This is a genomic window from Cupriavidus sp. 10L45, from assembly GCF_056395225.1.
Genome location: NZ_JBFTJC010000016.1, coordinates 60296 through 85144, shown reverse-complemented (window position 1 = coordinate 85144; position 24849 = coordinate 60296). Strand labels below are relative to the sequence as shown.

Sequence of the window (24849 nt, the reverse complement as noted above, 5' to 3'; positions counted from 1 at the left end):
AGACAACGATGCAGCAATCCCTTCCCGCGCAGCGCCCCCCTCGCCTGCATGCCCGCAGTTTTAGCCGCTTGACTCGCTCGCTATTCGGCCAGGTATTGATCGCCCTGGTGCTCGGCACCCTGCTCGGGCTCTGCTTTCCCGAGTTCGCCGCCAAGCTCAAGCCCCTTGGCGATGCCTTCATCAAGCTGATCAAGATGCTGATCGGCCCCATCGTGTTCTGCGTGGTCGTGGCCGGTATCTGCGGCGCCGGCGAGCTGAAGAAGGTGGGCCGGGTCGGCATCAAGGCGGTGATCTACTTCGAGATCGTCACGACCATCGCGCTGGCGCTGGGCATCGTGCTGGCCTACGTGTTCCAACCCGGCACGGGCATGAACGTGAACCCGCGCACGCTCGATATCTCGGCCATGGCCGCCTATATCGACAACGCCGAGAAGGTGAAAAGCGCCGGCACGGTCGATTTCCTGCTCAAGCTGATCCCGAACACGGTGATGGGCGCCTTCACCAACGGCGACGTGCTCCAGGTGCTGCTGGTCTCCGTGCTGTTCGGCTGCGCGCTGTCGCTGGTGGGCGAGTCGGGCAAGCCGCTGGTGCGCCTGATCGACACCTTTTCCCACACGCTGTTCAAGATGATGGGCTTCATCATCAAGCTGGCCCCGCTGGGCGTGCTCGGCGCGGTGGCGTTCACGGTGGGCAAGTACGGCATCGGCTCGCTCAAGCAGCTCGGCTTCCTGGTGATCCTGTTCTACGGCGCGGTGACGATCTTCGTGCTCGTGGTGCTCGGCACCATCATGCGGATCTGCGGGTTCTCGGTAATCAAGCTGATCCGCTATCTGAAGGCTGAACTGCTGGTGGTGCTGGGTACGGCGTCCTCGGACAGCGTGCTCCCGCAGGTCATGAAGAAGCTCGAATTCATGGGCGTGCGCAAGTCGGTGGTCGGGCTGGTGATTCCTACCGGCTACTCGTTCAACCTCGATGCGTTCTCGATCTACCTGACGCTCGCGGCGGTCTTCATCGCCCAAGCCACGAATACGCCGCTTGCGCTGGGCGACCTGCTCGGCATCCTGGCCGTGGCGCTGGTCACCTCGAAGGGCGCGCACGGCATTCCGGGCTCGGCCATCGTGATCCTGGCGGCGACGCTGTCGGCCCATCCGGCGATTCCCGCCATCGGCCTGGTGCTGGTGCTGTCCGTCGACTGGTTCATCGGCATCGCGCGCGCCGTGGGCAACCTGATCGGCAACTGCGTGGCGACGGTGGTGGTGGCGGCCTGGGAGAAGGATATCGACCGGGAGCGTGCCCACGCGGTGCTCAACGGCACGATTCCGGCGGGTGATCTCGACGCGGGCCTGGAGGCGCTGGGCGACAGCCTCGGCGCGGACACCGGGAAAGTCCCCGTGGGTGCGCCGCTGCCTGGCACGGTCGCGGGGCGCTAGAATCACGCATTCCCAATCCCGCACCGCGCCGGTCCGCCCCCAGAGGCGAGAGGCGCGACACCATGCCCGAGCACATCGATCCAGACATGACCGCCGAGGCGATTGCCGACGACATCGTCGCCGCCATCGTCTCGCACCGCCTGCCCCCCGGCACCAAGCTGCGGGAGGAGGCGCTGGCCAGCGTCTATCGCGTCAGCCGCACCAAGGTGCGGGCCGCGCTGCTGATGCTGTCCAAGGACAAGGTCATCCAGATCGTGCCGGACAAGGGCGCCTTCGTCGCCAAGCCGAGTGCCGAGGAGGCGCGTGAAGTCTTCGCGGTGCGGCGCATCCTGGAGGCCGCGCTGGCGCGCGAGTTCGTGGCCAAGGCCACGGCGGCGGACTACAAGCGCATCGACAAGCATCTGGCCGCCGAGCGCAAGTCCCTGGGCGGCAACGACGCGCAGGTGCGCACCCGGCTGCTGGGCGACTTCCACATCGTGCTGGCGGAGGTGGTTGGCAACAACGTGCTGACCGAGATCATGCGCGAGCTGTCCATGCGCAGCGCGGTCATCACCATGCTGTACCAGAGCCGGCGCGATGCCACGTGTTCCTCCGACGAGCATCGCGAGTTCATCGACGCCGCGCGCGCGGGCGATGCGGAGCGGGCAGTCACGCTGATGGTCGATCACCTCGCGCATGTGGAGGCGGCGTTGCACTTTGAGGAGGTGCCGGGCGCATCGCGCGGCAAGGATCTGGTGACGGCGTTGCTGGCCTGATCGCTGCATCTTCAGGGAATGCCTGGCGCTTGACGGCGATCAAGTCCAAAACGCGGCGGGAGGCGCATCATTCCTCTCGCCATGAAGTTGCGGGGGCGCACTTCATGAGCTCTCCCCGCCCTTCGCAAGAAGGGCTGCCCGCAGACCGCAACGGCTGCGGGCTTTTTCGTTTACGGCCCCGATTTACGCTTCGGCGCGCCCGGTCCAGTAGCCGGGCTTTGCGAACGCCGTCTTCAGGTGTTCGATGAAGAAGCGGATCTTGGCCGGCACCGGCCGCTGCTGCGGGTACACCGCGAGGATGTCGTAGTCCGGCAGCGCGTATTCGTCGAGCACCGTGATCAACTCGCCGCTCTCCAGCTGCGGCAGGATCTCCCAGGTGGAGCGCCAGCCCAGTCCCAGACTCTCGCCGGTCCAGCGGTGCAGCAATTCCCCGTCGTTGCAATCGAGGTTGCCACGCGCGCGCACCGTCACCGTCTTGCCGTTCTGCTGGAAATACCAGCCGCGCTGCTGCCCGCCTTGCAGGTTGAAGGCCAGGCAGTTATGCCGCTCCAGATCCTCGAGCGTGTGCGGCACCCCATGCTTGGCGAAGTAGGCCGGCGTGCCGCAGACCACCCGCTTGTTCGTCGCGAGCTTGATCGCCACGAAATTCGGGTCGATGGCGCCGCCGATGCGGATGCCGACGTCGTAGCCCTCGCGCACGAGATCCACCACGCGGTCCGTCAGGTTGAACGAGATCTGCACTTCGGGATTGGCACGCAGAAACGCCGGCGCGTGCGGCGCCACATGCTTGCGGCCGAACGCGGCCGGGGCGGACACGATCAGGTGGCCGGTGGCCTTGTGCTTGCCTTCGGCAATCAGCATCTCGGCGCGGTCCAGGTCGGACAGCGCCTTCTTGCACTGCTCCATGAACGCCGCGCCCTGCTCCGTCACGACGATGCGGCGTGTGGAGCGGTGCAGCAGCTTCACGCCGATGCGCGCCTCGAGCGCGTTGATGCGGCGGCCGATCATCACCGGCGTCACGTTCTGCGTGAGCGCGGCGGCGGCCATGCTGCCATGTTCCACCACGGCGATGAAGGCTTCGATTTGTTTGAGTTTATCCATATGGGCCAGTCAAGCCGGTTGTCTCCTGCTGGCACATTGTGAGGCATTCGCAGCCCCGGCGGGTCAGCTGGGGCGGCTGCGCAACAGCGCGTCGCTGATCTCGGCGGCCTCGCCCAGCACGTGGGCCAGCCGCCGCAGCGGCGCGCAGCACTGCAACTGGGCGAACAGGGCGAACGCCGCGCCGGCCACCAGCACGGCGCCGTACACGGCCACCAGCGCGGGCCCCTTGTCGGGCGCCGCCACGACCAGCCCATCGGCCAGCACGGCCGCCGCTGGGCCGAGCGCCAGCACCAGCGCTACCGTGCGGGCGGCGCCTTCCCAGAGCCGCGCCTGCAGCACGATGCGCCGCTGGCGCGCGCGCAACTGGAGCGCGGGAACCCGCCCGAGCCGAAGCACCAGCGCGTCCTCGGCATCGCTCTCCACATCCACCCGGCGCGACAGCCAGCGCAGCGGATGCCGCAGCGCATCGCGCCGCACCAGCAGGCGCACCAGCCACGCGCCCACGTAGAACACGCCGCACACCGCCAGCAGCCCGTGGAACACCTGCGGCAGCCACACGGGCGGCGCCTGGCCGAGGATCTCGTGCCACCAGACCAGCCCGCCCCCGGCCACCAGCGCCGGCACCAGCGCGAGCACGAAGCCGGCCCAGAGCACGCCCGCGAGCCGGCTGTCCGGCGCGCGCTCGGCGGGTCCGGCCTGGAGCGCTTCGATCAATTCATAGGTGGACGGCAGCCGCGTGTACATGGCAAGGCGATGGCGAGAACAGAGCCCGCTATTTTGGCTGGGGCGGCCTGCTACCGAAAGCCCGAATTGCACCCAATCCACCCCAAATCGACCCAACCCCCACGCTTGTGGGGGACGCGGATTCCGCACTGCAACGTATTGAATTCGTCACTTCATAGCGGCGCCGGCGAGGTCATTGCATACCCCAGGTATCGAATCAACTGATCGCCCTTCTGTTTATCCGCGCCCCGCTGCGGGCATAGGATCGACGCCAGCGGACATTTCACCCATTTCAATTCGATCCCTGGAGACAGACATGCCGAAGATGAGAGCAGTTGACGCGGCCATCGCCGTGCTGGAGAAGGAAGGCATCACCACCGCGTTCGGCGTGCCCGGCGCCGCGATCAACCCGTTCTACTCGGCCATGCGCAAGGCCGGTTCGATCAAGCACCTGCTGGCCCGCCACGTGGAAGGCGCCTCGCATATGGCCGAAGGCTATACGCGTGCCGAGCCGGGCAATATCGGCCTGTGCGTGGGCACCTCGGGCCCCGCCGGCACGGACATGATCACGGGCCTGTACTCGGCCTGGGCGGATTCCATCCCCATCCTCTGCGTGACCGGCCAGGCCCCGCGCGCCCGGCTGTACAAGGAAGATTTCCAGGCCGTCGATATCGAATCGATCGCCAAGCCGGTGACCAAGTGGGCCGTGACCGTGCGCGAGCCGGCGCTGGTGCCGCAGGTCTTCCAGCAGGCGTTCCACCTGATGCGCTCGGGCCGCCCGGGTCCGGTGCTGATCGACCTGCCGTTCGACGTGCAAGTGGCCGAGATCGAATTCGACCCGGAGACCTACCAGCCGCTCCAGCCGTACAAGCCGGCCGCCTCGCGCGCGCAGATCGAGAAGGCCATCGCCATGCTCAACGCGGCCGAGCGCCCGCTGATCGTCTGCGGCGGCGGCGTGATCAACGCCGATGCGGCCGACCTGATGGTGCAGTTCGCCGAACTGGTCAACGTGCCGGTGGTGCCGACGCTGATGGGCTGGGGCGTGCTCGCCGACGACCATCCGCTCCAGGCCGGCATGGTCGGCCTGCAGACCTCGCACCGCTACGGCAATGCCACGCTGCTGGCGTCCGACTTCGTGATGGGCATCGGCAACCGCTGGGCCAACCGCCACACGGGGAGCGTCGATGTCTATACGAAGGGTCGGAAATTCGTTCACGTCGATATCGAACCGACGCAGATCGGCCGCGTGTTCGGCCCGGACCTCGGCATCGTCTCGGACGCCAAGGCCGCGCTGGAGCTGTTCGTGGAAGTGGCGCGCGAGATGAAGATGGCCGGCCGCCTGCCGTGCCGCAAGGCCTGGGTGGCCGATGTGCAGAAGCGCCGCCGCACCATGAAGCGCAAGAGCGACTTCGACAACGTGCCCATCAAGCCGCAACGCGTGTACCGCGAGATGAACCAGTACTTCCCGCGCGACGTGCGCTACGTCAGCACTATCGGCCTGTCGCAGATCGCCGCTGCGCAGTTCCTGTCGGTGAACCAGCCGCGCCACTGGATCAACTGCGGTCAGGCCGGCCCGCTCGGCTGGACGATCCCCGCCGCCATCGGCGTGAAGACGGCCTCGCCGGAATCGGACGTGGTGGCCATCTCGGGCGACTACGACTTCCAGTTCATGATCGAGGAACTGGCCGTCGCCGCGCAGTTCAAGGTGCCGTACATCCACCTCGTGGTGAACAACTCCTACCTCGGCCTGATCCGTCAGGCGCAGCGCAACTTCGAGATGGATTACTGCGTGCAGCTGGCGTTCGACAACGTCAACGCGCCGGAGCTGGACGGCTATGGCGTGGATCACGTCAAGGTGGTGGAAGGGCTCGGCTGCAAGGCGATCCGCGTGCACAAGCCCGAGGACATCGCGCCGGCCTTCGCCGAGGCGCGTGACCTGATGGCCGAGTTCTCGGTGCCGGTGGTGGTGGAAGTGATCCTGGAGCGCGTGACCAATATCGCGATGGGTACCGAGATCGACAACATCAACGAGTTCGAGCCGATCGAGGACATCGAGGACGCCGACGAGGCCATCCTGTCCGAAGAAGTGGCCACCGCCTGACCGGGAGAGAGACACACATGCCAAAGCTCGCCGCCAACCTGACCATGCTGTTCAACGAAGTGGCCTTCCTGGACCGCTTCGAGGCCGCCGCCCGCGCCGGATTCCGGGGCGTGGAGTTCCTGTTCCCGTACGCGTTCCATGCGGACCAGATTGCCGACCGGCTGAGCCGGTTCCAGCTGGACCTCGTGCTGCACAACCTGCCCGCCGGCAACTGGGAGGCCGGCGAGCGTGGCATCGCCTGCCACCCGGACCGCGTGGGCGAGTTCCAGGAAGGCGTGGGCGAGGCGATCAAGTACGCGAAGGTGCTCGGCGTGCGCCAGCTGAACTGCCTGGTCGGCAAGCTGCCGCAGGACGTCAAGCGTGAGCAGGCCAACGAGACGCTGGTGGAGAACCTGCGCTTCGCGGCCGCCGCGCTGGCGAAGGAGCAGATCGACCTGTTGATCGAGCCGATCAACACCTTCGACATCCCCGGCTTCTTCCTCTCGCGCACCCAGCAGGCGGTGGACCTGATCGGTCAAGTCAATGCGACGAATCTGTATGTGCAGTACGACATCTATCACATGCAGCGCATGGAGGGCGAGATCGCCGCGACGCTCAAGGCCAACCTGCCGAAGATCCGCCACGTGCAGCTGGCGGACAACCCGGGCCGCAACGAGCCGGGCACGGGCGAGCTGAATTACCCGTACCTGTTCGGCTACCTGGACGAGATTGGCTACACCGGCTGGATCGGCTGCGAGTACAAGCCGAAGACCACCACCGAGGCCGGCCTGGGCTGGCGCGCCGCGATGGGCGTGCAGTAAGCCGCGCGCCCCGCAGACATTCAAGAATTTTTCGATAGATTAGAGAGGAGACATTCCATGGCAGATCAACGAAACGTCGGCTTTATCGGCCTCGGCATCATGGGCGCGCCGATGGCGGGCCACCTGCGCGCCGCCGGGCACACGCTGTTCGTGCACGACGTCAATCCGGCGCCGCAGGCGCTGGTCGATGCCAGCGTGACCGTGTGCACCAGCGCCGAGGAAGTCGCCAAGCGCGCGGACATCATCGTCATCATGGTGCCGGACACCCCGCACGTGGAGGCGGTGCTGTTCGCCGACAAGGGCGTGGCGGCGGCGCTCAAGACGGCCGGCAAGGAAGCCAGCTACAGCAAGATCGTGGTGGACATGAGCTCGATCTCGCCGATCGCCACCAAGGACTTCGCGGCGCGCATCAACAAGCTCGGCGCCTCCTACCTCGACGCGCCGGTCTCCGGCGGCGAGGTGGGCGCCAAGGCGGCCTCGCTGACCATCATGGTGGGCGGCCCGGCCGAAGCGTTCGATCAGGTCAAGCCGCTGTTCGAGCTGATGGGCAAGAACATCACGCTGGTCGGCGGCAACGGCGACGGCCAGACCACCAAGGTGGCCAACCAGATCATCGTGGCGCTGAACATCCAGGCGGTGTCCGAGGCGCTGCTGTTCGCGTCGAAGGCTGGCGCCGACCCGGCCAAGGTGCGTCAGGCCCTGATGGGCGGCTTCGCGGCGTCGCGCATTCTGGAAGTGCACGGCGAGCGGATGGTCAAGCGCACGTTCGACCCCGGCTTCCGCATCGAACTCCATCAGAAAGATCTGAATCTGGCGCTGCAAGGGGCCAAGACGCTGGGCGTGTCGCTGCCGAACACGGCCACCGCGCAGGAGCTGTTCAACGCATGCGCAGCCAACGGCTTCGGCAAGCTCGACCACTCGGCGCTGTGCCGGGCGATCGAGATCATGTCGAACCATGAGATCGCAAAAAGCGCGAAGTAATAGCGCGATGTAATAGCGCGAAGTAAGCGTACCTAGCCTCACCCGCCCGGGCCCCGTGCCCGGGTCTTGCCTTGCCTTCCGGACCCCACATGCTTGCCACCGACGCCACCGCCGCCCTGCTGTCGCCCCAGCGACCGGGCAGCCTCCCTGACTTCCGCGATCCCCGCCACGCGCGCGCGCTGCTGAGCGACCTGTTCGACACGGCCGTGGCGTCCGTCAGCGCCGCCCACTGCCTGCCGCCGCACCTGCCATCGCCCCCCAAGGGCCGCACCGTGGTGATCGGCGCGGGCAAGGCTGCCGCCGCGATGGCGCAGGCCGTGGAGGCGCACTGGCAAGGCGAGCTGTCGGGGCTGGTGGTCACCCGCTACGGCCATGGCGCCGACTGCCGGCGCATCGAGGTCGTGGAAGCCGCCCACCCGGTACCCGACGCCGCAGGCCAGCGCGCCGCCCAACGCATGGTGGAAGCCGTGCGGGGACTGACCGCCGATGACCTCGTGCTTTGCTTGATTTCCGGCGGCGGCTCCGCGCTGCTGGCGGCACCGGCCCCGGGCCTGACACTGGAAGACAAGCAGGCGGTCAACAAGGCGCTGCTGCGCAGCGGCGCGAACATCGGCGAGATGAACTGCGTGCGCAAGCATCTCTCCGCGCTCAAGGGCGGCCGGCTGGCGCTGGCCTGCGCGCCGGCACGCGTCGAGACCCTGCTGATTTCCGATATCCCCGGCGATGACCCGACCCTGATCGCCAGCGGCCCCACGCTGCCGGACGCCACCACCTGCGCCGACGCGCTCGCAGTCATCGCCAAATACCAGATCGAGGTGCCCGCCAACGTGCGCCGGCACCTGGAGAGCGGCGCCGGCGAAACCCCCAAGCCCGGCGACGCGCGCTTTGCCGGCCACCGCAGCGTCACGCTGGCCAGCGCCCAGCAGTCGCTCGAAGCCGCCGCGGCCCGCGCGCACGAGCTGGGCCTGACCGCGCACATCCTGTCCGATTGCATCGAGGGCGAAGCGCGCGATGTGGCCGAAGTGCACGCCGCCATCGCCCGGCAGGTCGCCACGCGCGGCCAGCCATTCCAGAAGCCGTGCGTGATCCTGTCCGGCGGCGAAACCACCGTCACCGTGCGCGGCGACGGGCGCGGCGGGCGCAATGCCGAATTCCTGCTGGCGCTGGCCGTGGCGCTCGACGGCCTGCCCGGCGTGCACGCCATCGCCGGGGATACGGACGGTATCGATGGCTCCGAAGACAACGCCGGCGCCCTGCTCGGCCCGGACACGCTGACGCGGGCCGGCGCCCGTGGCCAGTCCGCCCGCGCCCACCTCGACAACAACGACGGCTACGGGTTCTTCGCCGGCCTCGACGACCTCGTCGTGACCGGCCCCACCCGTACCAACGTCAACGATTTCCGCGCGATCCTGATCGTCTGATCCCGGATCGCGTCGCCCCACAAGTCGCACAAGAGCCCCACGGAAACAGGAAGGAGACATCATGAGACGCCAGCGCAAAGCCAAGATCGTTGCTACGCTCGGACCCGCCAGCTCGGACATCGCGGTCATCCGCCAATTGTTCGATGCCGGCGCAGACGTGTTCCGGCTGAACTTCAGCCACGGCACGCACGAGGACCATCGCGCGCGCTACGACGCCGTGCGCCAGGTGGAGGCCGAGACCGGCCGCCCCATCGCCATCCTGGCCGACCTGCAGGGCCCGAAGCTGCGCATCGGCCCCTTCGCGGTGGGCAAGGTGGCGGTCAAGGCCGGCGACACCTTCGTGCTGGACAGCGACCCCACGCCCGGCGATGCCACGCGCGTCTACCTGCCGCACCCGGAGCTGTTCCGCGCGGCCAGTGCCGGGCAGTCCCTGCTGATCGATGACGGCAAGGTGCGCCTGAACATCGTGGCCGTGGCGAGCGGCAGCATCACCACGCGCGTGGCCAACAACGGCACGCTGTCTGACCGCAAGGGCGTAAACGTGCCGGACGCGGTGATCCCCATCCCCGCGCTGACCGAGAAGGACCGCCGCGACCTGGCCTTCGCGTTGGAGCTGGGCGCGGACTGGATCGCGCTGTCCTTCGTGCAGCGGCCCTCGGACATCGCCGAGGCGCGCGAGATCATCGGCACGCGCGCAGGCGTGCTGTCGAAGATCGAGAAGCCGGCGGCTTTGCAGCAGCTGGAAGAGATCGTGCGCGTGTCCGACGCGGTGATGGTGGCGCGCGGCGACCTCGGCGTGGAACTGCCGCCCGAGCGCGTGCCCGGCGTGCAGAAGCGCATCCTGCGCATCTGCCGCCAGCTCGGCAAACCCATCGTCATCGCCACGCAGATGCTGGAATCGATGATCGACTCGCCGGTGCCCACGCGCGCCGAGGCCTCCGACGTGGCCAGCGCCATCTACGACGGCGCCGATGCCGTGATGCTGTCCGCCGAATCGGCCAACGGCCGGCATCCGGTACCGGCGGTATCGATGATGGACCGCATCATCACCGAGGTGGAGCAGGACCCGCTGTACCGCAATATGATCGATGCGCAGCACGAGGCGCCGCTCTCCACGCGCCAGGATGCGATCTGCGCGGCGCTGCGCGAGGTCACGCAGATCATCGGCGCGGTGGCCACGGTGACGTACACGTCGTCCGGCGCCACAGCGCTGCGTGCCGCGCGCGAGCGGCCGTGCGCGCCCATCGTCAGCATCACGCCGAATCTTGAGATTGCGCGGCGGCTGGCCATGGCCTGGGGGATCCATTCGACGGTCAGCCCGGATGTGCAGAGCGTGGACGAGATGGTGGAAGCCGCCTCCCGCGCGGCCCTGGTGGAAGGCTACGCGGCGCCGGGCGACCAGATCACCATTGCGGCCGGCATGCCGTTCGGCCAGGGCGGCACGACCAACCTGCTGCGCGTGGCCGAAGTCGGCACCGAAGTGGCGGGCAGCCTGGACGCGGACCTCGGCATCGGCGGCGCGCTGCGCCAGCCGGCGGCGGTCTGAGGGCCCGCTGAGGGCCACTAAGGGATGTACCTGACGGTGGATGGCTGACATCTACCGTCGGGCGCCATTGCTATACTGCTCCGACATATGGCGGCCCCACGTGGCCGCCGATCTACAAGCTATGACGGAGCCCTCATGCGTCTCGACGACGAAGCCGAAAGCCAGAATGTGGAAGACCGCCGTGGCGGCGGATTTGGCGGCGGCGGCTTCCCCATCGGCGGCAAATCGATCGGTATCGGCACCATCGTTATCGCGCTGGCCGCCTCGTATTTCTTTGGGGTCGATCCGTCGGTGATTTTCCAGGGCGCCTCGGTCATCCAGGGCCAGCCGCAGCAGGCGCCGCAGTCCCAGGCGCACCGCCCGCCGGCCACCGACCAGCTCACCGTGTTCACGCGCAAGGTGCTCGGCAATACCGAGCGGACATGGGAGCACATCTTCGAAACCGACCTGAACCGCCGCTACGCGCCGCCCACGCTGGTGCTGTTCTCGGGCGCCACGCCCACGGCGTGCGGCACCGGTCAGTCGGCGATGGGGCCGTTCTACTGCCCGGGTGACCAGAAGGTCTATATCGACCTGGCCTTCTATGACGAGCTGCGCAAGCGCTTCGGCGCCAGCGGCGACTTCGCCCAGGCGTACGTGATTGCCCACGAGATTGGCCACCATGTGCAGAACCTGCTCGGGGTGTCCGCCAAGGTGGACGCCGCGCGCCGCCGCATGGGCGAGGCGCAGGCGAACCAGCTATCCGTGCGTCTGGAGCTACAGGCCGACTGCCTGGCCGGCGTCTGGGCCGCGACGGCGCAAAAGGCCAATCAGGCACTGCTGGAACCGGGCGATGTGGAGGAAGGACTGAAAGCCGCCGCCGCGATTGGTGACGACCGGCTGCAACGGCAAGCGCAGGGCTACGTGGTGCCGGAGGCGTTCACCCACGGCACGAGCGAACAACGTGTGCGCTGGCTCAGGCAGGGGCTGACCACGGGGGATATCCGCAAATGCGATACGTTTGCGGCGAAGAAGCTGTAAGCGGGGGAGCGGGAACGGCGGGAACAGCGGAAGGAAAAATCACCTGCCGGGCGGAGAGAGAGAAGGAGGAGGTCGGCCGGGCAGGTGGGAGAGAAAACTGTCGCGGCCACCTAAGTGGCCGCGTTGTCCGTCAGGACGAGCTAGGTTCAGACGCGATAGTTGTAGCCGTACAAGTCGCCATTGCGCGAGTTGTCGACCGGCGTCGCGGAGATCTCTCCACTGAACGTGCGGCTGCCTTCGCTGAAGCTGTCGAACTTGCCTTGCCGGGTGCCTTCGCCGAACGGGTTGAACGGGCCTTGGCGGGCGCCATCCGTATAGGTGTCGAACGGGCCGGTTTTTGCACCGTCCGTGTAGACATCGAACCTGCCGGTGCGCAAGGCATCGGCATAGACGTCGAACTTACCAGCCTTGCTGGTGGCGGCCGGCGCGGCCATGGCCGCGGCTGACGCTGCGAATGCGGCGAACACAAGGGCGCCGCCAAGGATACGTTTGGCGTTCATCTGGGACTCCTTCAACTGATTCACTGCTTTTTTATGTAGACAGCTGAACTGCTGCCCGGATGAACAATCTGCGTTGCCATCTGAGCACGGAGTGAAGGTTAGTGGGTCGGCCGCCAACGAGAAATACCGCTGCGACGAATGGTGCGTTGCACGCCGTGAAACGCTGGACCTGCCGATGAACGGTGGCCGCGGGGGCGCGACTGGCGGGGTGCCAGCCGCGTTGACCGGTCAATCCAGGCGGATGACCGGGGGAATCAGCGCGAGATCAGAGCGTGAACTGGCCGCTGGCTTCGGGCTGGAAGGCCACTTCCAGCACGGTCACGCGTTGCTGGCGGCCGTCCGGCAGGCGGTAGTCCACGGTCTGGCCGGCGCGGGCGCCGAGCAGCGCCTGCCCCACCGGGGAGAGCACCGAGAGGCGGCCGCCGGCCAGGTCGGCATCGTCCGGATAGACCAGCGTCCAGTCGCGCGGCGCCGGCTCCCCTTCCAGTGCGCAGACCACGCGCGAGTTCATCGTCACCACGTCCTTGGGGATCGCGTCCGGCGGCACGATGGCCGCGCGGGTGAGCAGCGCGTCCAGCATTTCGTCGAGTTCGGCGGTGGCGGCGCGGCTGGCGATACCTTCCAGGCGCGTCACGTCCAGTTCGGTCAGGTACAGGGTGGGGGCGTTGCTGGAAACGCCGTTGGACTTGGCCATGGCAAAGGTCTCTCTCGCAAGGCGGCAGCCGAGCGCAGATTCAGGCGCGCGGCGGCCAGGGTGTCAGGAATTCAATGGCCGGCGCAATGGGGCGACGCCGGCAGGATGGAAACTGCGGTGACTCGGGCCCGGTTCGGCGCCGGGCCCGCTTGGTGGGGATCGGTCAGGCCGGGAACCGGGCGGGATCAAGCGGGGCGTTGATCCGGCGGTCGATGCTGCGCATGGCGATGCGCGTCACCCGCACGCACGCGCCCGCCGGCCGCTGGAAGCGGACCATGGCGAATGCGGTGAACGGCAGATGACGGGACATCGTGAGAATGATCTGAGATGCAGGGAAAACGAACGGCCATGCTAGCACAGCCGTCCGATGGCGCGGGCTGAGGGTGTACCCTATGCGCCGCATTGATACGCTCTTATGCAATGGAGCCCATCACATCAATGCCGTGGATGACATTCGCAGGCCGCCCCTTCGGCTGCCTGCTGGAGGTTCTGGAGAATGCCGCACTCGCTGGCCGGATGCGGGTTCGGGTTCTCGCAGGTATGCCGCAGCGCACGCAACTGCCCTTCCAGCGCTTCCAGCGCCACACGCTGGGCGTGAATCTGGTCGATCTGGCGGTCGAGCAGCGTGTCGATATCGCCACACGCCAGCGACGGATTGCGCTGGAAATCCCGCAGCCGGCGCACATCGGACAGGCTCATCCCCAGCGAACGGCAATGGCGCACGAAGTTGAGCTGCACGAGATGCGGGTCGCCGTAACGGCGATAGCCGTTGTCTTCCCGCTGCGGGGCATCGAGCAACCCCTCGCGCTCGTAATAGCGGATGGTCTCGACGTCGCAACCGCTGTGGCGGGACAGTTCGCCGATACGCATGGTCTGGTTCTCCGGGTTCGGAAATCCCTGTAGCAATTACAGGGTTACGGAGGGAGTGTAGGCGATTTGCCGTCAGCTTGCTGCGGGGCAACGGCCGCCAGCCCCCTGCGGTAGAATCGACGCCAATGTCGTCCCCCTCGTCACACCGCTCCGTGCAACCGCTTCGGCTCCTGCTGATGATCGTGCTGCTTGCCTTCCTGCCGTTGCAGGCCTGGGCAGGCGTCAGCACGCCGGTGGCCCAGGTGGAGACGTCGATGCAGGCGGTGATGATTGCCGCCGACCCGGTGCTGGCCGATCAGGCCGACTTCGCCGCGCCGGCGGAGCCAGGCCTGCCGATGCCGGCCGATAGCGCCGAGCCCTCGCCGCCGGGCGCCGACTTCGCCGAACAGCTGTTGCCCGCGCCGATGCCGCGTGTGGCCGCCCCCTCTGTGCGCGGCGCCTTGCCGCGCTATGCCGGCATCACGCTGCCGGACCCCCACCTTCCCCGCTTGCCGCGCCCGCCGCGCGGCTGATCCCCATTGCGCGCGTGGCCGCCACTGGCCGGCCGTGCGCGTTCCGTTTGTCGTGCGGCGCCCAGTCAGCGCCGTGCGCGCCTGCGGCTCGTCCGCGTCTTTATCCTTGCCCCACACACCATGAAACGTATTTTCCTGTTCCTGGCGACCAACATCGCCGTCATGCTCGTCCTCAGCGTCGCGGCCAGCCTGCTGGGCGTGAACCGCTACCTGACATCCAACGGCCTCAACCTCGGCATGCTGCTGGCGTTCGCCGCGCTGATGGGCTTCGGCGGCTCGTTCATCTCGCTGCTGATGTCCAAGACCATCGCCAAGTGGTCGGTCGGTGCCCAGATCATCACCCATCCGAGCACCAGCACCGAGCTGTGGCTGATGCAGACCGTCGAGAAACTCGCCACCCGGGCCGGCCTGCCGATGCCCGAAGTGGCGATCTATGACGGCGAGCCGAATGCCTTCGCCACGGGCGCGTCGAAAAAAAGCTCGCTGGTGGCGGTGTCCACCGGCCTGCTCCAGTCGATGTCCCACGACGAAGTGGAAGCCGTGCTGGCGCACGAGGTGGCCCACATCGCCAATGGCGACATGGTCACCCTGACGCTGATCCAGGGCGTGGTGAACACCTTCGTGATCTTCATGGCACGCGTGGTCGGCTACTTCGTGGATTCGTGGCTGCGCCGCAACGACGAGGAGTCGAGCGGCCCCGGCATCGGCTACATGATCACCGTGGTGGTCTGCGAGCTGCTCTTCGGCATCCTGGCCAGCGTGATCGTGGCGTGGTTCTCGCGCCAGCGCGAGTTCCGTGCGGACGCAGGCGCGGCCGGCCTGATGGGCACGCCCACGCCGATGGTCTCGGCGCTGCGCCGCCTGGGCGGCCTCGATGCCGATGGCCTGCCGCAGAACATGCAGGCGATGGGGATCTCGGGCGGCCGCAAGTGGCTGGCGATGTTCTCGAGCCATCCGCCGATCGAACAGCGCATCGCGGCGCTGCAATCCAGCCGTTAATGGGATAAGGGCGCGGGTCGGCGGTCGCTAGGCCGCCGCGCCCCGTTCCGCCCGGAAGGCCGCCCGGTAGCGTTCGGGCGTGGTCTGGACATGCCGCAGGAAGGCCTGCCGCATGACGTCCGCGTTGGCGAAGCCGGTGGCGTGGGCGATGCTCTCCAGCCGGCGGTCGCTGGCCTCCAGCATCCGCCGCACCGCCTCCACCCGCAGCCGCTCCACGTAGCGCGCCGGAGTCTCCCCCACCTGCTTGGCGAACACGCGCGCGAAGTTGCGCGGGCTCATCGCCACCCGCTCGGCCAGTACGGCTACCGAGAGGTCGCGGTCGAGGTGATCCGCCATCCATCCCTGCAAGGCCCGCAACTCCACGCTCTCGGCCGCCTGCGCGCGCAGCGAGGTGGAGAACTGCGCCTGGTTGCCCGGTCGACGCAGGAACAGGACGAGTTCGCGCGCCACTTCGAGCGACACCGCGTACCCGAGGTCTTCCTCCACCAGCGCCAGCGACAGGTCCATGCCCGCCGTCACGCCGGCCGAGGTGTAGTAGCGGCCCGCGCGAATCCAGATCGGGTCCGCATCGACGGTCAGCCGGGGGTAGCGCGTGGCCAGGCGGTCCGCGTGGCGCCAGTGCGTGGTCACGCGCGCTTCGTCCAGCAGCCCGGTGCGGGCGAGCACGAAGGCGCCGGTGCAGACCGCGCCGAGCCGCCGCACCCGGGGCGCCTGCTCGCGGATCCAGCCGATCAACCGCGCGTCGTCAGACGCCGCCGCGTGGCCGGAGCCGCCCGAGATCAGCAGGGTGTCGATGGGCTGGCCGATGGCGTCGGCGATCTGGTGGTACGGCGCGTCGGCCAGCATCCGCACGCCGCTTTCGGTGCGCACGATGGCGTCGTCGCTGACGCTGACCACGCGCACGTCGTAGAACGGCTCGGCCCGCCCGCACAGCTTGTTGGCCGCGCCGAACACGGCGGTCGGCCCGGTGACGTCAAGCTCCTGCGCCGGGTCCGGCGCCACGATCACCACCACGCGGGGCGATGCGGCGATGAGATGGAGGTCGGTGGGCATGGGAATCGAGCGATGGGAACGGATGAGGTGGCCCCGATCATACGCCGGGCCGCGTGCTGTCGATCAGGCCGGGGCCGCCATCGCCCCCACCCGCCGCGCATGCCGCTGCCAGCGCAGCGTGATGACCAGCGCAAGCGCCAGCGCCGGCAGTACGGCCAGGTTCACGGCCTGCCAGCCCCAGTGATAGAGCACCTGCCCCGCCGCCAGCGTGGCCAGCGCGGTCAGCACGGCGGCGGAAAACTCGGCCGTCGCCTGGGTGCGCGCGCGCTCGGCGGTGCGGTAGCTGCCCGCCAGCAGTGTGGTGCCGCCCACGAACATGAAATTCCAGCCGATGCCGAGGCACAGCAGCGCGAGGTAGAAGGCCGGCAGCGCGGTCGAGCACAGTGCCACCACCGCCGCGAGCGCCGACAGCGCAATGCCGCTGGCCAGCATCGCCGGATTGCCGAAGCGTTGCAGCAGCCAGCCCGAGAAGAACGACGGCGCGTACATGCCGACCAGGTGCCATTCGATGATCTGCGCGCCCTGCGTGATCGTGTGCTGGCACGCCACGGCGGCAATCGGCGTGGCCGTCATCACGAACATCATCACCGCGTTGCCGATGCCGTTGTTGGCGAACGCGGCGAGGAAGATCGGCTGGCGCACGATCTCGCCGAGCGGGCGCGCGGGCAGGCCATCGCTGGCGGCGCTGCCGGCGGCCAGCGAGGCCGGCTCGCGGTAGGCGAAGGCCAGCACCAGCATGGTCAGCACGCCGAACACGGCGACCACCGCGTACGAGCCCGCGAACGGCAGCGGCTGCATCATGTCCGCGCTCCACGCGGCGATGGCCGGCCCGCAGACGGCGGCGACCACGCCACCGGTGAGCACGGCCGAGATGGCGCGCGGCTTGTCCGGCGCGGGCGCGGCATCGGCGGCGGCGAGCCGGTAGAAGCGCGCAAACGCCTGGAACACGCCGACCAGCGCCGTGCCGACGCAGAACAACACGAAGTGATGGGTATAGATCGCCCAGACCGAGACCACGCCGCCCAGCGCGCAGGCCAGCCCCCCGAGCGAGAACGCCAGCCGGCGGCCAAAGCGCTCGATCAGGAATGCGGCGGCGATGGCGGTCAGCGCCGAGGCCACGGTAATCAGCGCGAACGGCAAGGTGGCCAGCGCCTTGTCCGGCGCGAGCGTGTAGCCGACCAGCCCGGTCAGCGTCAGGTCAACGGACAGCGCGGCGGTGTAAAGCGCCTGGCACAGCGCCAGCACGCGCGCCTGCCGCATGGCGGAGGTAGCCATCGGATTCTCCGGATAAGAGGGGGATGGCTACCAGCGTACGGGCGACGCGGGGCGGCTGACGGACAATGATCCGTCGAATTCTGCCAGGAAGCGGTGGGGCTCCGGCAGGCGCCTGCCCTCTCCCCCGGCCCCTCTCCCAGAGGGAGAGGGGAGCAAACCGAAGGGTCGTCTCCCTCGCCGATTGGCAAACCGAGCGGGGTCTCCATCGCCAACGGCCGGTTGGCAAACCGAGTGGGGTCTCCCCTCGCCCGCTTGCGGGAGAGGGGCCGGGGGAGAGGGACAGCGCCTCAATACGCGCCGTCAGTTGAACACGTCCTGCCGGTACCGCCCCTGCGCCACCAGCCCGGCGAACCAGTCGGACGCCTGCGTGGCGTCCATCCCGCCTACCTGCGTGCCGATGTCGATCAGCGTTTGGCGTACCGCCGGCGCCATGCGTCGGCCGTCGCCGCAGACGTAGACCGTGGTGCCGGCTTCGATCTGCGCCCAGACGGCGGCGCGCCGTTGCCAGAGCAGATCCTGCACATAGCGCGGCGCCTCCGGTACCACCGAATAGGCGACATGAACCTCGGCCACGCCCTGCCCGGCCCAGGCGGCGATCTCGTCGCCGTAGAGCCAGTCGTGCGAAGGATGGCGGCAGCCGAAGTAGAGTTGCACCGGCGCCACGGCCTGCCCCGCCGCGCGCTGCGCCGCCCGTTCCTCGATAAAGCCCCGGAACGGCGCGATGCCGGTGCCCGGGCCGATCAGCAGCATCGGCACGCGCGGGTCGGCCTCGGGCGCGAACGGCGGGTTCGGGGTGCGGATGGACGCCGCGACGCGCGCACCCGGCGCCAGCCCCTGCAACCACGTCGAGGCCACGCCCCGGAACTGCCCGCGCCCGGACAGCGCCGGCGCCCAGACCGTGCCGACCAGCAGCGTCGCCACGTCCGGCGACACCAGCGGCGACGAGGCAATCGAATAGAAACGCGGCCGCATCGGCACCACGCAACCGAGCAGGCCCTCCAGCGACAGCGTGATCGCCGGGTGCGCCACCAGCACGTCGAGCAGACCCAGCCGCCGCGCCGCCACCTGCGCCGCGTAGCCGCGCTCGGCATCGTCCGAGGCCAGCATTGCCAGCGCCTGCTGCGTGAACGGGCAGCGCGTGGCGCGCATCAGCCCGCGCAGCGTCTGCCGGGAAACCACGTCCTGCAATTCAACAAAGTGTGTCAGCAACTGCCGCAGCGGGAGCGGCTGGCCAATCGGCAGGCCCCGCCCGGTGCCTTGCGGCGCGGAGAGCGTGACCATGGCGTTCGCGTCGAGGTCGAGCCGTTCGCACAGCGCCTCCACCAGCGCGGCGTCGTTTTGCGGCCAGACGGCGAGGTGATCGCCGGTCTGGTAGGTCACGCCGGGCGGTAGTTGCAGGCGGATGTCGCGCGTGGAGGTGCGCGGCGCCTCAAGAGAGAAATCCCACAGGCTGCTCGGATCGTTCACAAGTTCGGTATTCGACAAGACCGTGCAGCCCAGCGTCCCGGCCGGCAGCGTCTCGGCGCGGATCGCCGCCAGACTGCGGACCTCCGCGACGATGCCGCCCGTGCCCGCCCCGCCCGGATCCACGCCATCGGCCTGCAAGGCCTGCCAGAGCTGGCCCAGCCAGCGTTCGGCGGACTGGTCGAAGTCGCCGTTGCCATCGGCTTCGCCACGCGCCAGCAGCGGCACGGCGCCAGCCGACGTGAAGAAGTCGAACACGCGGCGCGGGAACGCCTGATAGGTCGCCCATTGGGAATTGCCACAGCCGAGCAGCGCCAGCCGGAGGCCGTCGGCGCGATAGCCGGCCGCCGCGTGCGCGTCCAGCATCGCCTCGAAGCGGCGGCCCGAGTCCGGCGCGCGGCCGTTGTAGGTAGCGGCGACGATCACCACGATGCCCGACGCCGGCAGCGCGCCGACGACGTCGTCGAGATCCTGCAGCTTCGCCGCGAAACCGGCGCCCACCGCCCCGGCGTGGATCTGCTCGGCCAGCTCGCGCGCGGTGCCCAGGCTCGACGCGCACAGCACGGTCAGCGCCTGCCCGTGGCCGCGTACCTCGGCCTGCGCGGCGGGCGTGGCCTCCGCCGCCACTGGCTGGGCCGCGATGCGCTCGTGCGGGCGGCGCCGCCGCGCGCGCAGCACGAGGTTGTCGGGCTTGATCGTCAGCGTTTCCTTGAGCTTGAACTGGTAGTCGTACGGATCGTGGAAGGCGAAGTGGCGCAGCATCAGCGCCAGCGCCAGCTTGGCCTCGGTCAGCGCGAACTGCCGGCCGATGCACGCGCGCTCGCCCTGCCCGAACGGCATGTAGGCGTGCGCCGGCAGCCGCGCCTCGTGCTCGGGCAGGAAACGGTCGATATCGAACCGCTCCGGGTGGGCCCACACCTGTGGGTCCCGGTGCAGCGCGGTCAGCACCACCGAAATGCGCCGATCCTTGCGCAGGTGGTAGCGCCCGCCGATCACCACATCGTCGAACGGCGCCACGGCGAACGCCGGCGCGGTCGGCCAGAGCCGCAGCGTCTCCTTGAGCACGCGGTCCAGCACGGGCATCCGGGCGAGATCGGCGTAGACCGGCGCGGCGTCGCCGGGCAGCACGGCGTCCACCTCCGCATAGGCCTGCGCCAGCACGCCGGGGTTGCGCAGCAGTTCGTAGAGCGCGAAGGTCAGCAGGCCGCTGGTGGTCTCGTGCCCGGCAATCAGGAAGGTGATGACCTGATTGCGGATGTTCGCGTCGTCCAGGCGTTGGTCGGTCTCGGGGTCGCGCGCCTCCAGCATCAGGTTCAGCAGGTCCATGCCGGCGGTGGGCGCGGCACGGCGCTGGCGGATCACATCGTCCACCAGGTTGCGCATATAGGCGATGTCCGCGGCGCACTGGCGGTGGGCGCGGCCCTTGAAGCGGTCCTGGATCGGCAGCCGCGTGAGCTTGTTCATCGCCTCCTGCAGCGCGCCGACCATCGCCACGATGAACGGGTCTAGCCGTTCGCTGGAAAAGGAGTCGAAGTCGTAGCCGAAACCGGACAGCGCGATGGTGTCCAGCGTGAGCCGGGTCATGTCGTCGGCCACGGCGATATCGGCGTCCGGGCCCTGACGGTCCCATTTGTCCACGAGGCGATTGGCCACGCGCAGCATCACGTCGAAATAGCCCTTCATCGCGCGCTGGCTGAACGCCGGCATCAGGATGCGGTGGGCGCAGCCCCAGTTCGGCTCGTCGCTGTGCGCGGTGAACAGGCCGTCGCCGGCCATGTCGCGCAGGTAGGAAAGCGGCGGGCCGATGATCTTGCGGAAGCGCGTGGCGTCGCACAGCTCGCTGGCCAGCGCCACGGACGACACGAACGGCACGCGCCGCCCCGCGAAGTCCAGCTCGAAGATGCCGTCATGGTGTCGGCTGCGCGCCAGCAGATGCTGCCCGACCTCGCCCGGCGTGATCTGGAACAGATTGCCGACGATGGGCCAGCCCGGGTCGCGCGGAATGGGCTGGAGGGCAACGGCGGGCTGGACGATGGACATGGGGGCGGCTGTGGGGGCTGATCGTGGCTGCCGTAGACAATCGCCGAGTTTCGGGGGCGAAGTCAACGCGCGGACACCGAGCATGCCCTCCAATTCCCGCCGCCGCGAGGCATCCGCCGTGCGTTTGAAATAAACGTTCGAATAAAGTGACCGATCGGTGACTGGCGTTGACTGGGTGACTAACGACTAATCGACCACCCGCGCGCGCAGCGCCTTGATCTGGCCGCGCTGGGTCTTGGCCTCGATGCGCCGCTTGCGCGATGCCAGCGTGGGCCGCGTGGCGCGCCGGGTGCGCGGCGGCGTGGCCACGCTCTCCACCAGCTCGTGCAGGCGCCGAACCGCTTCCTCGCGGTTCATCTCCAGGCTGCGGTGCTGCTGCGCCTTGATGACGATCACGCCGTCGCGGGTGATGCGGTGGTCGTGCAGGGCCAGCAGCCGCTCCTTGTGGTCGGCCGCCAGCGACGCCGTGCGTACGTCGTAGCGCAGGTGCACCGCGTTGGACACCTTGTTGATGTTCTGCCCGCCCGCGCCCTGGGCGCGGATCGCGGTGATCTCGTATTCGTGATGAGGGATGAGGAAGTCGCCGGCCATGGCCGCCATCATAGCAACGCATGCGCCGGCGATGTGTGGCGGAACGTGTCCGCCACAGTCGGGCAATGCCGCTACGGCGCCGGGGCGATGTTCTGGTTCGTGCAGAACAGGTTGTGCGGATCGTATTGACGCTTGATGCGCGCCAGCCGGTCGTAGTTCGGCCCATAGGCGGCGCCCACGCGCGCGGTTTCCTCCTCGGTCAGGAAGTTCACGTAGACGCTGCCCGTGGCGTACGGCTCGGTCGCGCGGAAGAAGTCGCGCGCCCAGGCGATGCAGGCGTTGTCCTCGTCATTGCGCTCCCAGCGCGCGTGCACGTTCATCACGTAGCGGGCGTCGCGGTGCGCGTAGGCGGTGGCATCGGGCGCCACGCGGTTGGCCACCCCGCCCACCTGGCCGATGAAGATGTCGGCCAGCGGCGACGGCAGGCGCAGCGCGAAGTCCGTCATCGCGTCGATGGCGGCGTCGTCCAGGCGCGAGAAATTGTGCGATTTCCAATAGTTGCGCGCGCCCGGGCCGAGCAGCGGATCGAACGCCTGCTGCCACGCTGCGTACGGCGCCGGCCCCACGTGCTCGCCCACGGTCTGGCCGAACTGGCGCAGGGGGGCGATGGCCGCGTCGGCCTTGTCGGGATCGCCGTTGTAGAACACGGCCAGGATCACCACGTCGCTGCCATGCGCGGAGGAAGGCAGGAACGGCAGCGGCGGCGCCTTGCGCAGCACGACCCACACGTTCAGGTCGTCCGGCATCGTGTTTTCCGCGAAGGTGCGGTACTGGCGCAGCACCGACTTGCCCTCGGCGGCCGGGAAGACGAGCAGCCCGGTGGTGACCATCGGCCCGACATCGTGCAGCTTGAACTGGAACAGCGTGACCACGCCGAAGTTGCCGCCGCCACCGCGCAAGGCCCAGAACAGGTCGGGCTCCTCGGTGGCGCTGGCCCAGCGGCGCTGGCCATCGGCGGTGACGACCTCGCAGCCGAGCAGGTTATCCACAGTCATGCCGTACTGGCGCGTCAGCCAGCCGAACCCGCCGCCGAGCGTCAGCCCGGCCACGCCGGTGGTGGAGTTGATGCCGAGCGGCGTGGCCAGCCCGAGCGCCTGCGCCTCGTGGTCGAAATCGGCCAGCAAGGCGCCGCCGCTGACCCAGGCCACTTTTTCCTTGGGATCGATCTGGACGCTGCGGTGCGCGGAGAGGTCGATGACCAGCCCGTCGGCGCAGATCGCACTGCCTGCGATATTGTGTCCGCCGCCGCGCACGGCCAGCACCAGGCCCCGGTCCCGCGCGAAGTTGACGGCCTGGATCACGTCGGCGGTGCCCGTGCACTGCACGATCACGGCCGGCCGCTTGTCCACGGTGGCGTTCCAGACGGTGCGGGCCGTGTCGTAGCCGGGGTCGGCGGGCAGCAGGACCTTGCCGCGCACGGACTGGCGCAGCATGTCGAGATGGGCAGGGGTCAGGGTTGGCATGGCGGTTTCCTCCACGGTGTGCGCGATGCGGGCGACGGAACCTCTTCTCCTTGCAAGGCGCGCGCCACAATCGCGGAGGGGGCATCCACGCTGGCCTGCCGGCTACCGCCGGGTCGCGCCGCGTGCGCCGGGGGCCGGAAATCGACCGATCGGTTACAGCGGTGAGGCGGCGCCGGAGACGCCTCGCGCGCGGCGGCGTACCTTGCGGCACGCGCGCCCGTTGCCTAGCATCGTTCCCATGACTGCTCCGCTCAGAGACCGCGTCGCGCTGGTGGCCGGTGCCACCCGTGGCGCCGGACGCGGCATCGCCGTGCAACTGGGGGCGGCCGGGGCCACGGTCTACGTGACCGGGCGTTCCACGCGCGCACAGCGCTCCGAGATGGATCGCCCGGAGACCATCGAGGAAACTGCCGAATTGGTGTCGGCGGCAGGCGGCCGGGGCATCGCCGTGCGGGTGGATCACACGGTGCCATCCCAGGTCAGCGCGCTGGTGAACCGCATCCGCGCCGACCACGGCGCGCTGCACATCCTCGTCAACGACATTTGGGGCGCCACGGTCATGGAGTGGAATAAGACCGTGTGGGAATCGTCGCTCGACATTGGCCTGCGCACGCTCGAACTGGGCGTGCATACCCATGCGATTACCAGCCATTTTGCGATCCCGCTACTGATCGAATCGCCGGGTGGGCTGGTGGTGGAAGTGACCGACGGCACCGCGGCCTACAACGCCACCAACTACCGCGTGTCGTTCTTCTACGATCTGGCGAAGGCCAGCGTGCTGCGCATGGCCTTCGCCCTCGCGCATGAACTGGGGCCGTACGGCGCCACCGCCGTGGCACTGACGCCGGGCTGGCTGCGCGCCGAGGCCATGCTGGACGCCTACGGCGTCACCGAGGCCAACTGGCGCGACGCCACCGCACGGCAACCCCATTTCGCAATCTCCGAAACCCCCGCCTACGTAGGCCGCGCCGTGGCAGCCCTCGCCGCCGACCCCGAGCTGGCCCGCTGGAACGGCCAGACGCTATCCAGCGGCCAACTGGCGCAGGTCTACGGCTTCACCGACCTCGACGGCAGCCAGCCCGACGCCTGGCGCTACATGACCGAAGTGGTCGATGCGGGCAAGCCGGCGGATATCACGGGGTATCGGTGAGACGGGCGCAAGCGTCCGCTGCTCGGAAGTCGACCTGGCTTCGGACCACAAACTGTTGGAAATTCGCGTGTGCGGGATTGACTAGCGTGGACTGACTGCAAGCCAGTCTATTGGTGCGCCCGGCTGGGATCGAACCAGCAACCCCTGCCTTCGGAGGGCAGTACTCTATCCATTGAGCTACGGGCGCGATGTGAGCTGCGATTGACGTCGGACGAGGGCCGGCGTCGGAAAGTCGCATAGGATACCTCGTTTGTCGGGCGGCGTCCATGCGGGTTGCGCCGGGAAGGGTTCCGGCAGGTCTCGCAGCCGCCGCTTTTGGCCCCGGACGCCACGGCTTGGGTCTATAATCGCCAGCTATTT

At 68.5% G+C, this 24849-nt stretch carries 22 protein-coding genes and 1 tRNA gene; 11 read left to right on the top strand and 12 right to left on the bottom strand.

Features of this window, described 5'->3' with window-relative positions:
- Window positions 1-8: 8 nt before the first annotated feature.
- Both AC1DFU_RS24680 and AC1DFU_RS24675 read left to right on the top strand, forming a co-directional pair.
- The gene (locus AC1DFU_RS24680; RefSeq protein ID WP_441593530.1) at window positions 9-1430 is read left to right on the top strand and encodes a C4-dicarboxylate transporter DctA; all 1422 of its coding nucleotides are present in this window, start codon (window positions 9-11) and stop codon (window positions 1428-1430) included.
- Between the two features lie 62 nt (window positions 1431-1492).
- The gene (locus tag AC1DFU_RS24675; RefSeq protein ID WP_092300207.1) at window positions 1493-2185 is read left to right on the top strand and encodes a GntR family transcriptional regulator; all 693 of its coding nucleotides are present in this window, start codon (window positions 1493-1495) and stop codon (window positions 2183-2185) included.
- A gap of 183 nt (window positions 2186-2368) precedes the next feature.
- Here AC1DFU_RS24675 and AC1DFU_RS24670 read toward each other — a convergent pair whose 3' ends face one another.
- Both AC1DFU_RS24670 and AC1DFU_RS24665 read right to left on the bottom strand, forming a co-directional pair.
- The gene (locus AC1DFU_RS24670; RefSeq protein ID WP_092300210.1) at window positions 2369-3286 is read right to left on the bottom strand and encodes a LysR family transcriptional regulator; all 918 of its coding nucleotides are present in this window, start codon (window positions 3284-3286) and stop codon (window positions 2369-2371) included.
- 63 nt (window positions 3287-3349) lie between these two features.
- The gene (locus tag AC1DFU_RS24665) at window positions 3350-4030 is read right to left on the bottom strand and encodes a hypothetical protein (protein ID WP_441593529.1); all 681 of its coding nucleotides are present in this window, start codon (window positions 4028-4030) and stop codon (window positions 3350-3352) included.
- 295 nt (window positions 4031-4325) lie between these two features.
- On the opposite strand from AC1DFU_RS24665, the gene gcl reads away from it, so the two are divergent.
- The 6 genes from gcl to ypfJ all read left to right on the top strand — a co-directional run bounded on the left by gcl (window position 4326) and on the right by ypfJ (window position 11878).
- Complete coding sequence (gene gcl / locus AC1DFU_RS24660) at window positions 4326-6110, top strand: glyoxylate carboligase (protein WP_092300216.1); 1785 nt, start codon at window positions 4326-4328, stop codon at window positions 6108-6110.
- 17 nt (window positions 6111-6127) lie between these two features.
- Window positions 6128-6910 (top strand): hydroxypyruvate isomerase, encoded by a 783-nt coding sequence (gene hyi, locus AC1DFU_RS24655; RefSeq protein WP_441593528.1) that lies wholly within the window; start codon window positions 6128-6130, stop codon window positions 6908-6910.
- A gap of 57 nt (window positions 6911-6967) precedes the next feature.
- Window positions 6968-7891, top strand: a complete 924-nt coding sequence (locus tag AC1DFU_RS24650; protein ID WP_441593527.1) for a 2-hydroxy-3-oxopropionate reductase — start codon at window positions 6968-6970, stop codon at window positions 7889-7891.
- 89 nt (window positions 7892-7980) lie between these two features.
- Complete coding sequence (locus tag AC1DFU_RS24645) at window positions 7981-9312, top strand: glycerate kinase type-2 family protein (protein ID WP_441593526.1); 1332 nt, start codon at window positions 7981-7983, stop codon at window positions 9310-9312.
- A 61-nt stretch (window positions 9313-9373) separates the two neighbouring features.
- Complete coding sequence (gene pyk, locus AC1DFU_RS24640; RefSeq protein WP_092300229.1) at window positions 9374-10858, top strand: pyruvate kinase; 1485 nt, start codon at window positions 9374-9376, stop codon at window positions 10856-10858.
- Between the two features lie 135 nt (window positions 10859-10993).
- Window positions 10994-11878 (top strand): KPN_02809 family neutral zinc metallopeptidase, encoded by an 885-nt coding sequence (gene ypfJ, locus AC1DFU_RS24635; protein ID WP_092300232.1) that lies wholly within the window; start codon window positions 10994-10996, stop codon window positions 11876-11878.
- A gap of 146 nt (window positions 11879-12024) precedes the next feature.
- Here the strand turns inward: ypfJ and AC1DFU_RS24630 are convergent, their stop codons facing one another.
- From AC1DFU_RS24630 to AC1DFU_RS24615, 4 genes are all read right to left on the bottom strand, one after another.
- Window positions 12025-12378 carry a hypothetical protein gene (locus AC1DFU_RS24630; protein ID WP_092300235.1) on the bottom strand — a complete coding sequence of 118 codons (354 nt, stop codon included), beginning with the start codon at window positions 12376-12378 and terminating at the stop codon, window positions 12025-12027.
- 265 nt (window positions 12379-12643) lie between these two features.
- Window positions 12644-13072, bottom strand: a complete 429-nt coding sequence (gene rnk, locus AC1DFU_RS24625) for a nucleoside diphosphate kinase regulator (RefSeq protein WP_092300238.1) — start codon at window positions 13070-13072, stop codon at window positions 12644-12646.
- A 163-nt stretch (window positions 13073-13235) separates the two neighbouring features.
- Window positions 13236-13382, bottom strand: coding sequence for a hypothetical protein (locus AC1DFU_RS24620; protein ID WP_177220001.1), 147 nt, complete (start codon window positions 13380-13382; stop codon window positions 13236-13238).
- A gap of 125 nt (window positions 13383-13507) precedes the next feature.
- Window positions 13508-13942, bottom strand: a complete 435-nt coding sequence (locus AC1DFU_RS24615) for a Cd(II)/Pb(II)-responsive transcriptional regulator (RefSeq protein ID WP_092300241.1) — start codon at window positions 13940-13942, stop codon at window positions 13508-13510.
- 176 nt (window positions 13943-14118) lie between these two features.
- On the opposite strand from AC1DFU_RS24615, the gene AC1DFU_RS24610 reads away from it, so the two are divergent.
- Both AC1DFU_RS24610 and htpX read left to right on the top strand, forming a co-directional pair.
- Window positions 14119-14454: a hypothetical protein gene (locus AC1DFU_RS24610; RefSeq protein ID WP_092300244.1), complete on the top strand. Its 336-nt coding sequence runs from the start codon at window positions 14119-14121 to the stop codon at window positions 14452-14454.
- A 120-nt stretch (window positions 14455-14574) separates the two neighbouring features.
- Complete coding sequence (htpX, locus tag AC1DFU_RS24605) at window positions 14575-15453, top strand: protease HtpX (RefSeq protein ID WP_092300247.1); 879 nt, start codon at window positions 14575-14577, stop codon at window positions 15451-15453.
- 27 nt (window positions 15454-15480) lie between these two features.
- Here htpX and AC1DFU_RS24600 read toward each other — a convergent pair whose 3' ends face one another.
- The 5 genes from AC1DFU_RS24600 to AC1DFU_RS24580 all read right to left on the bottom strand — a co-directional run bounded on the left by AC1DFU_RS24600 (window position 15481) and on the right by AC1DFU_RS24580 (window position 23339).
- Window positions 15481-16506: a GlxA family transcriptional regulator gene (locus AC1DFU_RS24600; RefSeq protein ID WP_092300250.1), complete on the bottom strand. Its 1026-nt coding sequence runs from the start codon at window positions 16504-16506 to the stop codon at window positions 15481-15483.
- A 63-nt stretch (window positions 16507-16569) separates the two neighbouring features.
- The gene (locus AC1DFU_RS24595; protein WP_092300253.1) at window positions 16570-17781 is read right to left on the bottom strand and encodes an MFS transporter; all 1212 of its coding nucleotides are present in this window, start codon (window positions 17779-17781) and stop codon (window positions 16570-16572) included.
- Window positions 17782-18081: 300 nt separating this feature from the next.
- Window positions 18082-21285: a bifunctional cytochrome P450/NADPH--P450 reductase gene (locus AC1DFU_RS24590; RefSeq protein ID WP_441593525.1), complete on the bottom strand. Its 3204-nt coding sequence runs from the start codon at window positions 21283-21285 to the stop codon at window positions 18082-18084.
- Between the two features lie 186 nt (window positions 21286-21471).
- Window positions 21472-21876, bottom strand: a complete 405-nt coding sequence (gene arfB, locus AC1DFU_RS24585; protein ID WP_441593524.1) for an alternative ribosome rescue aminoacyl-tRNA hydrolase ArfB — start codon at window positions 21874-21876, stop codon at window positions 21472-21474.
- Window positions 21877-21947: 71 nt separating this feature from the next.
- The gene (locus tag AC1DFU_RS24580; protein WP_092300258.1) at window positions 21948-23339 is read right to left on the bottom strand and encodes an FAD-binding oxidoreductase; all 1392 of its coding nucleotides are present in this window, start codon (window positions 23337-23339) and stop codon (window positions 21948-21950) included.
- A gap of 238 nt (window positions 23340-23577) precedes the next feature.
- Here AC1DFU_RS24580 and AC1DFU_RS24575 point away from each other — a divergent pair, with 238 nt between their 5' ends.
- On the top strand, window positions 23578-24489 hold the full coding sequence (locus tag AC1DFU_RS24575; protein ID WP_441593523.1) for an SDR family oxidoreductase: 912 nt from the start codon (window positions 23578-23580) through the stop codon (window positions 24487-24489).
- Between the two features lie 111 nt (window positions 24490-24600).
- Here AC1DFU_RS24575 and AC1DFU_RS24570 read toward each other — a convergent pair.
- Window positions 24601-24676: transfer RNA gene (locus tag AC1DFU_RS24570), tRNA-Arg, on the bottom strand.
- Window positions 24677-24849 lie beyond the last annotated feature (173 nt).

Excerpts from the sequence above, each read along its gene's own strand:
- rnk (WP_092300238.1), bottom strand. The coding sequence starts at position 13,072 with ATGGCCAAGTCCAACGGCGTTTCCAGCAACGCCCCCACCCTGTACCTG.
- AC1DFU_RS24665 (WP_441593529.1), bottom strand. The coding sequence starts at position 4,030 with ATGTACACGCGGCTGCCGTCCACCTATGAATTGATCGAAGCGCTCCAG.
- AC1DFU_RS24575 (WP_441593523.1), top strand. The coding sequence starts at position 23,578 with ATGACTGCTCCGCTCAGAGACCGCGTCGCGCTGGTGGCCGGTGCCACC.
- AC1DFU_RS24670 (WP_092300210.1), bottom strand. The coding sequence starts at position 3,286 with ATGGATAAACTCAAACAAATCGAAGCCTTCATCGCCGTGGTGGAACAT.
- AC1DFU_RS24620 (WP_177220001.1), bottom strand. The coding sequence starts at position 13,382 with ATGTCCCGTCATCTGCCGTTCACCGCATTCGCCATGGTCCGCTTCCAG.
- AC1DFU_RS24630 (WP_092300235.1), bottom strand. The coding sequence starts at position 12,378 with ATGAACGCCAAACGTATCCTTGGCGGCGCCCTTGTGTTCGCCGCATTC.
- htpX (WP_092300247.1), top strand. The coding sequence starts at position 14,575 with ATGAAACGTATTTTCCTGTTCCTGGCGACCAACATCGCCGTCATGCTC.
- AC1DFU_RS24595 (WP_092300253.1), bottom strand. The coding sequence starts at position 17,781 with ATGGCTACCTCCGCCATGCGGCAGGCGCGCGTGCTGGCGCTGTGCCAG.
- gcl (WP_092300216.1), top strand. The coding sequence starts at position 4,326 with ATGCCGAAGATGAGAGCAGTTGACGCGGCCATCGCCGTGCTGGAGAAG.
- AC1DFU_RS24580 (WP_092300258.1), bottom strand. The coding sequence starts at position 23,339 with ATGCCAACCCTGACCCCTGCCCATCTCGACATGCTGCGCCAGTCCGTG.
- pyk (WP_092300229.1), top strand. The coding sequence starts at position 9,374 with ATGAGACGCCAGCGCAAAGCCAAGATCGTTGCTACGCTCGGACCCGCC.
- ypfJ (WP_092300232.1), top strand. The coding sequence starts at position 10,994 with ATGCGTCTCGACGACGAAGCCGAAAGCCAGAATGTGGAAGACCGCCGT.
- arfB (WP_441593524.1), bottom strand. The coding sequence starts at position 21,876 with ATGGCCGGCGACTTCCTCATCCCTCATCACGAATACGAGATCACCGCG.
- AC1DFU_RS24600 (WP_092300250.1), bottom strand. The coding sequence starts at position 16,506 with ATGCCCACCGACCTCCATCTCATCGCCGCATCGCCCCGCGTGGTGGTG.
- AC1DFU_RS24610 (WP_092300244.1), top strand. The coding sequence starts at position 14,119 with ATGATCGTGCTGCTTGCCTTCCTGCCGTTGCAGGCCTGGGCAGGCGTC.
- AC1DFU_RS24590 (WP_441593525.1), bottom strand. The coding sequence starts at position 21,285 with ATGTCCATCGTCCAGCCCGCCGTTGCCCTCCAGCCCATTCCGCGCGAC.
- AC1DFU_RS24675 (WP_092300207.1), top strand. The coding sequence starts at position 1,493 with ATGCCCGAGCACATCGATCCAGACATGACCGCCGAGGCGATTGCCGAC.
- AC1DFU_RS24680 (WP_441593530.1), top strand. The coding sequence starts at position 9 with ATGCAGCAATCCCTTCCCGCGCAGCGCCCCCCTCGCCTGCATGCCCGC.
- AC1DFU_RS24645 (WP_441593526.1), top strand. The coding sequence starts at position 7,981 with ATGCTTGCCACCGACGCCACCGCCGCCCTGCTGTCGCCCCAGCGACCG.
- hyi (WP_441593528.1), top strand. The coding sequence starts at position 6,128 with ATGCCAAAGCTCGCCGCCAACCTGACCATGCTGTTCAACGAAGTGGCC.
- AC1DFU_RS24615 (WP_092300241.1), bottom strand. The coding sequence starts at position 13,942 with ATGCGTATCGGCGAACTGTCCCGCCACAGCGGTTGCGACGTCGAGACC.
- AC1DFU_RS24650 (WP_441593527.1), top strand. The coding sequence starts at position 6,968 with ATGGCAGATCAACGAAACGTCGGCTTTATCGGCCTCGGCATCATGGGC.